The following is a 13,847-nucleotide window of genomic DNA, read 5'->3' as shown; positions in this document are numbered from 1 at the left end:
TTAATTGCGGTACTTCAGTCCCATATTGTAAAACATAAAGGCCCAGCGGTCAGCAATTTCCTCTATCGCCTTGTCTGTAGGTTTACCTGCACCATGCCCCGCATTGGTCTGAATACTGATCAGTACCGGCGCATCCCCTGCCTGATCTTTTTGTAAGGTAGCTGCAAATTTAAAAGAATGTGCAGGCACTACCCTGTCATCATGATCGGCCGTGGTTACCAGCGTGGCCGGGTATTTGACCCCTGGCTTTAAAGCATGTAATGGTGAATATTTGTATAAATATTCAAACATCTCCTTCGAATCTGCAGCTGTACCATAATCAAAACTCCAGCCCGCGCCGGCAGTAAACTTATGGTAACGCAACATATCCATTACCCCCACCGCCGGGAAAGCGACTTTGAACAGATCGGGGCGCTGCGCCATCGTAGCACCCACCAGTAAACCTCCGTTAGAGCCGCCCATACTGGCCAGGTAATCACTGGAAGTATATTTATTGGTAATCAGATAGTCTGCAGCTGCAATAAAATCATCAAACACGTTCTGCTTCTGCAGCTTTGTTCCGGCAACATGCCATTGCTCTCCATACTCTCCTCCTCCTCTTAAATTTGCTACTGCATATACCCCACCCTGATCCAGTAATACAATATTTGCAGTACTAAATGCAGGAGTTAAGCTCACATTAAAGCCTCCATAACCATACAATACTGTCGGGTTCTTGCCATTTAGCAAAAGGCCTTTTTTATAAGTGATGATCATAGGCACCTTTGTGCCATCCTTCGAGGTGTAAAACACCTGTTTGGATTCATAGGCAGCAGGATCAAAATCGACCCCTGATTTCTTATATATTTCCGATTTACCAGTGGCTACCGCATATTTAAAAATGGTGGCCGGGTAAGTATAGGAAGTAAAGGTATAATAAAGTGTTACATCCTTTTCTTTACCAGAAAAACCACTTACTGCACCAATCCCGGGCAGATTGATCTGATGTTCCAGTTTTCCGTTCATGTCGTATTGCAGTACCATAGAAACCGCATCTTTAAGGTAATTGGCAAACAGTTTTCCAGCACCCGTGCCAGGCTGCAATACATTCGCTGTCTCTGCAATCAGTACCTTCCAGTTTGCCGGCTTAGGATTTGCAGCATCAACCGTTACGATACGGCCGTTTGGCGCCCCGAGATTGGTATAAATATAGAGTTTGCTCCCTTTATTGCTGATGATGCTGTGGTCTTTTTCAAAGTTATCTACCACGTTAATGATCGGCGAATTGGGTACCGACAGGTCCTGAATGTACAATTCGTTCCCAGATGTAGAATTTGCAGCAGTAATGACCAGGTAACGCTCATCTTCGGTCAGTCCCGCCCCTACATAACGCCTGGGCGTTTTGCTTCCGCCAAAAATCAGCTGATCGGTACTCTGGGGAGTGCCCAGTTTATGATAGTACAGTTTATGCTGATCGGTCATACCTGAAAGCTGACTGCCATCTTTGGGCTTATCGTAGCTGCTGTAATAAAACCCTTCGTTTCCTTTCCAGGCAATACCCGAAAATTTTACATCTATAAGTGCTTGGCCAACAACCGTTTTATCTGACGCCTTTAAAACCACTACTTTGGTCCAGTCCGATCCACCTTCTGAAAGCTGGTAAGCAAGTAAACTGCCATCTCTACTAAAACTGATGCCGGCCATAGCTGTGGTTGCATCTTTTGAAAAGGTATTCGGGTCCAGAAAAATTTCCGGCTCGGCACCATCTTTCTGCCGGTAAAGCACGCTCTGGTTTTGCAGCCCTGTATTCTTGTAAAAATAAGTATAAGCGCCTTCCTTAAATGGCTGTGAATATTTTTCGTAATTCATCAGATGCCTCAGCCTGTCCTTAATCTGGTTGCGGTAAGGGATCTGGTCTATAAATTTACGGGTAACCGCATTCTGCGCATCTACCCAGGCTTTCGTTTCTGCAGAACGGTCATCCTCGAGCCAGCGATAAGGATCGGCCACTTCAGTTCCAAAATAATTGTCGGTTATTGCTGTTTTCTTGGTTTCAGGATAAGTCATTACAGATTTTTGTGCGATATTGTTCAATTGTGCCATGGTAAACAGAGGTGATAGTAGGGCCATTGCAATCAGGCCTTTTATATTTTTTTTCATAGCTCGTTTTTATATAGGGATAGAAAGTAAGGGAATATGCAATCCTGAGGCCATCATCCTTGTTTTACTCCGATGTATCAATGAGGCCCAGAAACCATATTTCTTGGGTACCATGATCAGCATATCAGCTCCAAATATCTCTATTTCCTTTTCAATTTCAGCTATAACTGCATAGGATTTAACATTTTTATAGTAATAACTGATTCCCTCCAGCGCTTCATCTATTGCGTTGGTTGACAGCTGGTTTTCACTTTCTGGCTTTAGTTCTTCCAGCACTTCATTTACACTAAAAACCTCTACTTCGGCGTTCAGGCTTAAAGCCAGTTCCTTAATTTGTGCCAGTACCCTTTCAGATACCCCGCTAAGCACATCACAAGCAAACAATACTTTCCTGGCGCCCTCAAATCTGGCACCCAGCGGCACCGCCAGCACTGGGAATTTTAGCTGTTTAATGGCCGAAGTGGTGGTATTGCCCCAAAGGTCCTGCTCCAGGCTTTTTGTACGCATGCCCAAAACGACCAGGCTGGCTTCATATTTCAGCAGCAATGCTTTCAATTCGTCTTCCACGAAAGACAAAGCAGATTCATGACCTACCTCTATATCATAATCCAGGGAAAGGGCGATTGCCCTTTCTATCAGCCTGATCTCATTATCGCTTAGCAACTTCTGAATACTCGATGCAGGCAAAAGGGTATTGGCAGCATGTACAGGCATTTCAAATGAATTGAAAAGGATCAACCTGGCATTGCTGTGTTTTGCTATCGCTGCCGCGTATTCTACTGCATTTTCCGCTACTTCCGAAAAATCGGTCGCTACAATTATTGTCATCATTACTAAGGTTTTTTGAATCCCGTAAATCTAACCATAACCTTTTTCAATAGGCTTTATCCAGGCCTGAAAGCAAACTAATTTTACACTAAGATAACCGTAAAACCGGGGCTCATTTCAAATCTGCATTGCGGCGCAAAATGGCTTCATAAGCGCCGTCCCAAAGGTGTATCCTTTTTTGAAGCGCTGTAACACTGGCCTGCTCCGCTTCCTGCCAGCAAGCGGCATTGTCGCCGCAAAGTTCCGCAGTCATGGCCAGGGCCAGATAGCTATGGTGGTCGCCATCCACTTCAATATGACGGTCCAGGTAGTATTTAAAGAGCGACAGCTGCTCAGGGAATTTCTGGTTCAGGTCATTCACAATAGACAGGAACATATTCGGGATCAGGTCTTCCCTGCCAAAAGTAAAAGTACTTGCCTGTAAATGCGCCTGGTTGCTCCGGATAATCTTAAAGGTAAAGTCTACAAAGTCACGTGCATGTTCAGGACTTCCGGCCAGTTCAAAAGCAGTATGCAAATCGCCCTTGTTTTTCAGCGCTGTTAAGAAATTTCCTATTTCAACAGTCGACGCACCACATTGCTCCATGGCATCAAGATACATCTCAAAATGACTTTTACGCTGCCCCGTGCTATCCACATCCGATTCTTCTCCGGCCACAATTTCATTAATAAGGTACCTTGTATTGGCCGATCCTACAGGAAACCAGGGAATGGTGGTACAGGTGAGGTTAATCTGCAAAGCTTTTAAGATCGACATGAAGTCCCATACCGCATATACATGGTACTCCATAAAAATCCGTAAGTCTTCCACACTGTTGATCAGTTCATAAACCTTATGATTGATGATCTGCTGACGTAAAGGTTCAATATGATCCTGGATTCTTTTAAGTGCTTCGCTCATAACAGTACTGCATATTTTTGGCGCAAATGTAACATTTAAGCGCTACAGTAGTTTAAGCTCTTTGTCATTTCTTGTGCTACTTTTCCCGGGCATACCGGAAGGTTTTCCCTCCTTGTTTCAGCAGCATCAGACCTTTTTCCGGGTTAAATTCCATCATTAGTCCACTGGGATCGAATTTAAAGCTGTTGGTACCAATCGCTTCCATCTGAAAAGCGCCCTGCCCTGTTGCCTGTCCCATCAGCGTATCCTCTTTCCGGCTTATGGTAATTTTCAGCGGCATATCTGTACTCGAATAAAGCCCCAGCAAAGGTTCCAGATCTTTCGCTGCAACTGCAATTTTTTTGAAGGAAGGAAGTTCAAAAGGTAGCTTATAAACTACATTCAGCATCGCTATATTGATGTCATTTAAGGGATAGCTCAGCCCGTTTGTACAAACTGCCATTGCTAAACTATCAGGCCCAAAACGCTGCAACACCGAAAAACTGCCATAAGTCCCCCCGTTATGTCCATATCCTTTCTTCGAATAAAATGGAAACTCAAAAAGCCCCATTCCCGAAGTATTTGGTCCATCTCCAGACTTCATAATGGCCAGACTTTTACTACTCAGCAATTTGCCGGTATCCAGCGCCTCCATAAAAAGGAGCAGGTCCTGCGGGGTAGATAAGATGTCGCCAACCGCAACTACATTGCCAAAGTAAATGTCTTTAATATCCGTCCATTTGCCCTGGAAGTGATAAGCCCTGGCTTCCTCCACACCTGTATTGTTGGCCAGACCCGACTGTGAATTTTTCATTCCCAGTTTGTTAAAAATCCTATCGGCCACAACTTTCGGGTAGGGCTTTCGGGTCAGCTTTTCTATCAGGTACCCCAGCAGCAAATAACCCGAATTGCAGTAAGCAGATCCTTTGCCCGGTTCAAAGTGCGTTTTGCCGTTTTTAATAGCCACCAACAGTTCGGTTTTGCTTCGCGGCACCGTTACCCAGGTCTGGTCTTTGGTATCATTCACATAATCATACAGTCCGCTGGTATGCTTCAATAAATCAGCTATACTAATTAATTTTGCACCGGGCAGCTCCGGAAAATACTTATCAATCCTGGTATCCAGGCTTAGCTTTCCTTGTTCTATAAGCTGAAATACGAGCACAGCAGTGAAAATCTTGGTAATGGAGCCAATTCGATATTGGGTACTGGCCTTTGCCGCAACCTTTTTGTCGCCTTCAACTATGCAATAGCCAATCGTCTTGTGGTAAATAACCTTTCCCTTTTTAGCAATGGCAAAACTGCCCATGGCTTTGTTGTTCCCGGCTAAAGTATTAAAGAAACTATCCAATTTAGCGGTATTGATTTCCTGAGCATTAAGCCTGCCTGCAATAAGAAAAACAAGCAGTAAAGAAACATGAATCTTAATCATAGATAATCATAGTCAGTTGTTTCCGAATCTAGTTATTCTTTACCAAAATAAAAAGCGCTTGTTCATTGACCTGAACAAGCGCTTTTCTGCTAGTTGTACCCGTCGTTCTGCGACAGCTGAGGGTTCCTGGTACGCTCCTCTGCCGGAATAGGCCATAAATAATGTCGCTTATCAAAAGTTCCCAGGGCAGGGTTCGTACCGCCATTCTTGTTGGCAGTCCAGTATTTCACCATCTCATCGGCAAATACATCCCATCTGATCTGGTCCATATACATATGTCCCCATTCAAAGGCCAGTTCCCTGTAACGTTCCTCCCTTAAAAACTTACGCATCTTTGCCTGATCGGAAATGATCGCCTCTCCCCTTACCGTTTGTAAGGTTTGCAGTGTTGGCATCATCACGCTTGGGCGCTGTCTTACTTTATTGATGTAGACTGCCGCATCAGCCGTCCGGTTCAGTTCAATCAATGTTTCGGCATACAACAGCAGCACGTCTGCATAGCGTATCACAATCATGTTGCCCGGACTATCCCCAGCTGTAAGGTCGAGTTTACCTATAATGTATTTCACCGTATTATGGCCGTTGTCTCCCGAATATTCCTGCAGGTATTTTACCCCGGTTTGTCCGGCGCGCGATTGAAATTCAGCAATATAAGGTGTGTTTTCATACCAAACTGTCCAGGCCAGTCGCGGATCACGATTGGCATAGGGTTGCGCCTGGTTAAATGCAGGATCGGCCGATTGATAGTTAAATTTAAACCTGTAGGCAGGGCCTGATGCAGTACGGCTTACAAAAGTACTGCCTACGGTATAACCCGTTGTCGTTTCAAACAGATCGGTATAACTTTCTGTTGGGGTTACATAACCAAAACCTGCAGTAGAGATCTGCGACAATGTATTCGGCGCTGCAAAGCGCACATACGAATTCCCTTCCTTTACACCACCATGGTACTGGATCTCAAATATCGATTCTTTGCCGTTCTCTGTTGAAGGCCAGAAAAGATCCAGGAATTTAGGCTCCAGATCGTAATCTTTATCTACATTGATCACCTCATTTAATTTAGCTTCGGCCTCAGGCCACTTTTTCTCATATACGTAGATCTTACCCAGTAAAGATTTAGCAGCCCCCCTGCTGGCGCGACCCAGCAAAGGCTTGGTATTGCGGTATTCCGTTACCGAGGGCAAAAGCACCTCTGCCTGTTTAAGATCGGCAATTAAACGCGTAACAATCTCTGCTTTCGGATTGCGCGGAACCAGTGCTTCCTCATATTTCTGCTCTTTAAGGATCAGCGGCACGTCCCCATACAAGTAAGTCAGGTAAAAGTAAGCCAGTGAGCGCAGGAACAAGGCCTCTCCTTTTAAGCGGTCATGCGCCTTGGCCGTCATGGTCACCCCATCGGCATCAATGCGATCGAGCACCACATTTGCCCTAAAAACCACTTTATACCAGGCGGCCCATAAAGTCTGGCCCATGGTCCAGCCCGCATTTATACCGAAAATACCATTGTCGTATTGTCCGAAACGGTTCTCCCCGAAACCGGCAAAAGGCGTGGCAATATCGGCCATAGGGAAAAAGCTCAATTCTCTGTCAGCCTGCAATGCGTCGTAAATACCGTTCACTGCATTGGTAAAGTCGGCCTCAGTTTTATAGAAAGTCTCGGCCGAAAGGCTATTCTTAGGGTAGGAATCCAGGAAGCCCTTTTTGCAACTCTGCTGGCTCATCGCCATAAAAAGAACAACCAGCGCTATTGTATATTTAAATTTGTTCATGTCTTTAACGATTAAATGATTAAAAAACCAGGCGGGCACCAATAGTGATCGATTTTGCTACCGGATAGGCATCTACCCCTCCACGCGAATAAGCCTCTACACCCGATGGCTCCGATGGCTTCATTTCCGGATCGTAGCCTATAAAATCTGTCCAGGTAATTAAATTGGTTGCATTAACATACAGGCGCAGCGATTCGATCTTCAGCGGTGCCATCAGCTTTTTAGGAAAAGTATAGCCCAGCTGCAGGTTCTTTACCCTCAGGTAAGAAGCATCCTGAACCAGAAAACTGCTCCAGATCATATCGCCTTTTACCGCACCGGCTGCCGGTGTGGTACCACTGATTACGTTGCCACTCGCATCCAGAATAGCCCTGTTGTCCCAGTAATATTTATCTATATTGTTGTTCTCACCCTCACCGTTTCCACCAAAAACAGATTCAACCAGCATATCCTTGTCTTTCTCTCCCTGCAATAAAACAGACAAGTCCAGGCCCTTCCAGCCAAACTCAAAGTTAAAGCCGTAAACGTATTTAGGGATATTGCTACCGATCACCGTTTTATCATCTTCTGTTATCAGACCGTCCCCTGTACGATCTTTAAACCGCACCATGCCCGGACGGTCGCCTGTCATGCGCGGATTTGCAGCTACTTCTGCCGCAGTTCTCCAGATGCCCTCAGTCTCATAACCCCAGTACGAATACAAAGGCAGGCCAACATCCGACTTTAACGGACCACTGATCAATGGCTTAACACCACCCAGATCAAGCAGTTTATTTTTGTTGTGCGATAGGTTAACAGATGCGCTATAGCTAAAGTCGCCCTTTTTGTCCTGATACCTGAGCATCATTTCCCAGCCCTTGTTCTGTACTTCGCCAATGTTCACTACCGGACCCGATGTGAAACCCGCAGTAAAAGGAATGGTAGCATCCAGCAGCATATCTGTCGTGCGCTTGTCGTAAACATCCCCTTCAAAGGTCAGACGATCTTTAAAAAGCCCTATTTCTATCCCCAGATCAGTAGAAGTTGTGGTTTCCCATTTTACCCGCTCATTTGCCATCTGCGTGGTATAATAAGCAGGCTGACGGGTTTGCGGATTGCCAAACACTGCACCACCACGTACATCAATGGTACTGATCCAGGAGTAAGCAGGGATGTTTGCATTTCCAAGCCGCCCCCAGCTACCACGGATTTTTAAATTACTGATCGCCTTTACATTTTCCATGAAAGACTCTTCAGATACCCTCCACCCGGCAGAGAAGGATGGGAATACCCCGTATTGCCTGCCCGGTGCAAATACTGAAGATCCATCACGGCGCACATTGGCCTGAAATAGATACCTGCTGTTGTAAGAATAATTGATCCTTGCAAACTGAGAGATCAATGAATACGGGCTCACAAAGCCACCGTTTATGGCGCCCAGTGTGTTGCCGGCATCCAGTGCCCTCAGGTCTTCATTAGGGAAATCTGTTTTGGAGGCATCGAACTGGTAGCCATCGCCTTTTTCAGCCGAGAAACCCAGTAAAGCATTGACACTATGCTTTCCAAAAACCTTATCGTAAGTCAGCAAATTCTGGATTTCCCAAACATAGCTTTCCCTTGATACATTGCGCAGACTAGCCGTTGCGCCCTGCGCCAGCGGGTTCAGGTGTTCCAGGTCTGTAGGCGAATAAATGGCCCATTTACCTGTCCACTCTTCATTAAAATTCTGAGTCACCGATCCGTTCACCGCCAATTTATACTTTAAACCGGGTATAAGATCGGCCTCGGCAAAGAGGTTCCCGAAGGTACGGTTGGTTCGTGCATAATTATCCAGCATGTTGTTGGCAATCGAAGGCGTTTTCCAGGTGGTATTGGTAATGAAGGCCTCTCCAGGGTAGCCCGGGCGCGGTGCTCCCGGCCACCCATCGGGGTTATAGGCCGGAATAGTAGGCGGCGCAGCGGTAATTCCGTTTAGCGCCGCCGGTTGAGAGGATGAAAATGCAGTAATGGTAGTAGCATAGCCAGAGCGGATATAACTCATGTTTGCACCCACACGGATGCGCTTGCTCAGCTCCTGCTGGAAATTCATACGCAGGTTGGCCCTTTTAAAATCTGTTCCTATAATGGTACCTTTCTGGTTGATATAGCCCAGACCAATGGCAAATTTTGTTTTCTCATTACCCCCGTTTACACCGATATGATAATCCTGAACAGGTGCAGTACTGAATACATAGTCCGACCAGTCTGTCCATTCCGTAATGGTTTCCGGTGCCTGGGCATCAATCCAGAAAGGCGATTTACCGTTGTAGATCCTGGCTTCGTTCTGGTGCCTGGCCCAGTCTGGCCCGTTCAGGTAATTGGGTTGTTTGGTGAGCGACTGCCATCCATATTCCGATTTAAACTCTACATTGGTTTTACCTGCCTTCCCCCGCTTGGTGGTGACCAGCAAAACGCCATTTGCGGCCCTTGAACCATAAATTGCTGCTGCAGAAGCGTCCTTTAATACTGTAATGGATTCCACATCGTCAGCATCCAGGTCATTGGTACTGCCTACAAAACCATCTACCAGGACAAGCGGACTGTTCCCCGATTTTACCGAACCTACGCCACGTACCTTGATATCAGCACCAGCACCCGGCTGACCTGAAGTTTGTGTAACCTGCACACCGCTCATCCGGCCCTGAACAGCCTGCCCAAGATTGGTTGAAGTAGCTTTATTCAGATCGGCCGAGCTTACTGTACCCACGGCACCGGTAAGGTCTGTCCGCTTAATCGTGCCGTAACCTACCACCACTACCTCCGAAAGGTCTTTAGACTGCTCCTCCAGTTGTACGTTGATGGTTTGACGTCCGTTGATGATCACTTCCTTGGTATTGAAGCCCATATAGGAAAAAACCAATACCCCCTCAGTAGCCGGGGCAGCAATGCTGTATTTCCCGTTCGTATCTGTAGTGGTACCACCTTCAGCGCCTTTAAATTTAATGCTTACACCAGGAATAGGCTGTCCGTCGGCCGCTGTAACCTGCCCCTTAATTACCGTTTGTTGCGTAGCACTACCTGATAAGGGCATTTCCGAAGCAGGCGCCTTGCTCAGGATGATCCTGTCGTTGATCACCTCATAGGCAATGCCTATCGGCTTCAGCAGCTTGTTCAGTATGCTTTCGAGCCGCTCATCATTCGCCGCTACAGATACTTCCTGATCCGATTCTATAATGTTCCGGCTGTATACAAATTTCACGTTGGCAAACCTTTCAATTTGTCGCAAGGTTTGACCTAAGGTCGAATTATCGATCTTAAATTTCACGGGCCGGTTTAAAAGGGCCTGTGCTTTAATATTCTCGGCATAAGACATGCCGGTAAGTACTAAAGCTATGATCAGCTGACTCAGTGTGATCTTCATAATTCTACGCCAGTCAATGGAGTTTAGTAAATAAAAATTCATAAATTTGATTGTTTCGTTGGTTAAAAATGAGACAAAATGGCACCGTTCACCCATGCCCTACATAGGTGTTTAATTACGGTACTTTAACGATTAGGGGTGTTGCAAGCGCCCCTAATCTCCTTAAAAAATGTATCCTGTTTTTCTGTTCATGCTATTGGTTTAAAATTTGGTTATCTGGTCATTTCGTTTGTTGTTTCAATAGGATATCCCTGTCCTCAATGCTATAGCTAATGTTCAGTGATTTTTCCATGATGAGCAGGATTTCCGGTAAACTTTGCCCCGAAAAATCTGCTTTCAGCACGTAATCGTTCAAAGCCTGATCGGCTGTCGTTATATTTACTTTAAATTTCACATTGAGCACCTTAATAATCTCTTTTACAGTAATATTATCAAACATCACATCTTCCTTTTTCCAAATGCTTACCGCTGAATTCTCCGTAATTTTAGTCTTGCTTAATTTGTGCGATCCGGAATAAACGGCCTTCTCATCTGGCAGCAACATCAGTTCGTCAGAAAGTGCTCCGGAATGTTCCGGGGACTGCGCTTCAGAACGTTCTTCCGGGTGTTTATTGGCACTTACAGAAACCTTGCCCGTCAGTACTGCCACTTCCGTACTCCGGGTTTCCGGGTTATAGGATATGCTGAAACTGGTTCCCCAAACTTTGGTGATCAGCCCTCCGCTATAAATCACAAAAGGATGCTTTTTATCTTTGGTGACTTCAAAGAAGGCATCCCCTTTCATCGACACCTTCCTGATTCCCTGTACGAAATTTTTACTATACATAATCATAGCTAAAGGCCTCAGCCAGATTACACTTGAATCGGGCAAAATATGTTTTTGCAGGCTTGAGGTTTTATTGTGTACCACAACAGGCACGACAGTTTCTGTATTATATTTTTTGCCTGTAAAGTACCTGTCTTTAAAATCAGATTGGTATAAAACAATTCCCAGGATGACGATGAAAATTGCAGCTGCACTTACCACCCAGCTGTACAAGAGCGGTTTCATGCGCTTGTTTCTGCGATTGGCGCCAACAGATCTAATATTTGTCCTGATGCGGCCAAGCATACGCATTTTGAGTTCCAGCTGCTCTTTCAATTCCAGATCGATCAGCGGATCAGGTTCATTTTCGAAAGATGCATACCAGTTGTGCACCGTTTCCATCTCCTCAGGCGTACAGTTCCCGCCAATATATTTACGGATCAGTTCCGGCGAAATATTCTTATTCATTGCAGGTCTATTATATTAGGTTTATAATAGTAAGTGAGCCAACTATGGCTCATCCCCTACGCCGAAAAGAAAAAAAATTAAAATAGCGTAATCATTAACAGCGACAAGCTCATCAGCAGACTGTTTAAGCTGAGTCTTAAACGTTTTAAAGCCTTGGTCAGCTGGTTTTCTACCGTCTTTTCAGATATCCCCAGTTCGGCAGCAATCTCTTTGTTTGATTTATTTTCCTTACGGCTCAGTTCAAATACCGATTTGCATTTTACCGGCAGTTGTTCCACAGCGACGTTAAGGTTGGTTACCAGGTCTTTCAACAGCACTGTTTCTTCAGTAGAATTATCCACCCTATTGAGGTATAAAGAATCCTTATAATTGGCCCTCACCATTTCTTTCTGAACCTGGCCAAGTACCAGGTACCTTACCGATGTAAAAAGGTATGCAGCAAGCGAGGTATGAATGTTTATTGTATTTCTGTTTACCCAAAGGGAGGTAAAGAGGTCCTGCACCAACTCTTCCGACACCTCTTTGGATTGCAGCCTTTTATAAGCAGCAGCATAAAGTTTATTCCAGTAACGGTTATAAATCTCCTCAAAAGCAGCCATATGCTCTTGTTTCAAGAGCTGTAGCAATTCTTCGTCCCGGAGTATGTTCAGATTTGGCATGGTAAATACAGCACCCCATCTCCTGCTTTTAAAGACAGGTTTGCCTAAATATTTGGTTGGAGCCTAAATTAGACAAAGATTTAAGGATTTCAAAATGCAACGCTGGAATTTAACGTCTGGAGCGGTAAAATCTAGCTTGCAAGCGCCAACCTTTTGTTCCGGGCAATCAGCATCCAGGCAAACATAGCCCCTGTTAAAGCCATCAATGTTCCCACCCATACAGGTGAAGTATAATCGTACCCGGCTGCGAGTGGCAAACCACCCAGAAAGGCACCAAGGGCATTGCCGATGTTAAAGCTGGCCTGACTCGCCGAAGCGGCAAGCATTTCGGATCCTTTAGCGGTAGTAATCATCAGCATCTGTATAGGGGCCGCGAGTGCAAAGGCAACGGCGCCGGTTACAAACGTCATGATCAGCGAAAGGGTTTGGTTGGCCGAGATGTAATGCACAATAAACAAGGTCACTGCCATGGCAATCAGTAACGAAACGGAAGCTTTTGCAGGCGAGAATCTATCGGCCAGTTTACCGCCAATAAAGTTCCCCACCAGCATGCCCAGGCCAGCCAGCACAAGGATGTACGTGATGGAATCAGCTGAAAAACCGCCCACATCCGTCAGCAAAGGTGCTATGTAACTGTACCACGAGAACAATCCCCCTGTTCCAATTGCAATCATCAGTATGATGAGCCAGGCTTCCGGTAGTTTAAAGAAACCAAGTTCCTTTTTCAGGTCCCGGTTTTTTGTAGCCGGCAAAGCCGGCATCCATAACTTCAGACTTAAAAGTGTAATTAAACCTACAATTACTATGATTACGAAGGTATAACGCCAGGAATAATTATGCCCGATGAAAGTCCCGAGCGGCACCCCAATTACATTGGCTACGGTTAGACCTGCAAACATGAGCGAGACAGCAGAGGCTTCCTTGCCTTTATCGGCAATACGGCTGGCCACTACAGATCCGACGCCAAAAAATGCGCCATGCGGCAGCCCTGCCAGTAAGCGGGCAATAAACATGGTAGTATAATCAGGAGAGAAGGCCGACATGGCATTAAAAGCCACAAACATCATCATCAAGGCCATCAATATCTTTTTCGGCGGGTAACTCCCCGCAATAGCGACCAGTAAAGGCGCGCCGATCACTACCCCAAGGGCGTATGCAGAAATGAGGTGCCCAGCCTGTGGAATGGTGATAGACAAGTCTTTTGCAATATCAGGCAAGAGGCCCATCATCACAAATTCCGTGATGCCAATCCCCAATCCGCCAAGGGTTAAAGTGAGTAAGCTTTTCTTCATTTTGTATATTAGTTAGTGTAAAAAATACACGAAACAAAAATAGACAATAAAAAACCTCCGTTTAGTCTTTTAAAGGTAAATTTTATGTGAAGTCAAGTATACGACACCCTACCTGTATAAATACTTTTTGCTACCTGGTAAGGCCCGCTGTACGGAATAAATTCTATTCCATTTAAAACAATTTTGTTCTGTCATT

The 13,847-nt window shown here is 45.4% G+C and carries 9 protein-coding genes; all 9 read right to left on the bottom strand.

Features of this window, described 5'->3' with window-relative positions:
* Positions 1-2,139: a prolyl oligopeptidase family serine peptidase gene (locus tag B9A91_RS15030; protein WP_084239835.1), complete on the bottom strand. Its 2,139-nt coding sequence runs from the start codon at positions 2,137-2,139 to the stop codon at positions 1-3.
* A 9-nt stretch (positions 2,140-2,148) separates the two neighbouring features.
* Entirely contained in the window at positions 2,149-2,970 is an 822-nt protein-coding gene (locus B9A91_RS15025) for a universal stress protein (RefSeq protein WP_235012571.1), read from the bottom strand.
* Positions 2,971-3,079: 109 nt separating this feature from the next.
* A complete protein-coding gene (locus B9A91_RS15020; protein WP_084239833.1) occupies positions 3,080-3,868 on the bottom strand; it encodes a DUF3050 domain-containing protein in 789 nt (262 codons plus the stop codon).
* Positions 3,869-3,944: 76 nt separating this feature from the next.
* On the bottom strand, positions 3,945-5,279 hold the full coding sequence (locus B9A91_RS15015; RefSeq protein ID WP_084239832.1) for a serine hydrolase domain-containing protein: 1,335 nt from the start codon (positions 5,277-5,279) through the stop codon (positions 3,945-3,947).
* An 89-nt stretch (positions 5,280-5,368) separates the two neighbouring features.
* Positions 5,369-7,048, bottom strand: a complete 1,680-nt coding sequence (locus tag B9A91_RS15010) for a RagB/SusD family nutrient uptake outer membrane protein (RefSeq protein ID WP_084239831.1) — start codon at positions 7,046-7,048, stop codon at positions 5,369-5,371.
* A gap of 19 nt (positions 7,049-7,067) precedes the next feature.
* Positions 7,068-10,469, bottom strand: coding sequence for a TonB-dependent receptor (locus tag B9A91_RS15005; protein WP_159451705.1), 3,402 nt, complete (start codon positions 10,467-10,469; stop codon positions 7,068-7,070).
* A gap of 178 nt (positions 10,470-10,647) precedes the next feature.
* Positions 10,648-11,700, bottom strand: coding sequence for a FecR family protein (locus B9A91_RS15000; protein WP_084239829.1), 1,053 nt, complete (start codon positions 11,698-11,700; stop codon positions 10,648-10,650).
* Positions 11,701-11,777: 77 nt separating this feature from the next.
* On the bottom strand, positions 11,778-12,359 hold the full coding sequence (locus B9A91_RS14995; RefSeq protein WP_084239828.1) for an RNA polymerase sigma-70 factor: 582 nt from the start codon (positions 12,357-12,359) through the stop codon (positions 11,778-11,780).
* A 131-nt stretch (positions 12,360-12,490) separates the two neighbouring features.
* Positions 12,491-13,651 carry an MFS transporter gene (locus tag B9A91_RS14990; protein ID WP_084239827.1) on the bottom strand — a complete coding sequence of 387 codons (1,161 nt, stop codon included), beginning with the start codon at positions 13,649-13,651 and terminating at the stop codon, positions 12,491-12,493.
* Positions 13,652-13,847: the final 196 nt, after the last annotated feature.

Source organism: Pedobacter africanus (assembly GCF_900176535.1).
GTDB classification, from domain to species: Bacteria; Bacteroidota; Bacteroidia; order Sphingobacteriales; family Sphingobacteriaceae; genus Pedobacter; species Pedobacter africanus.
This window is presented reverse-complemented; position numbering and strand designations above follow the sequence as displayed.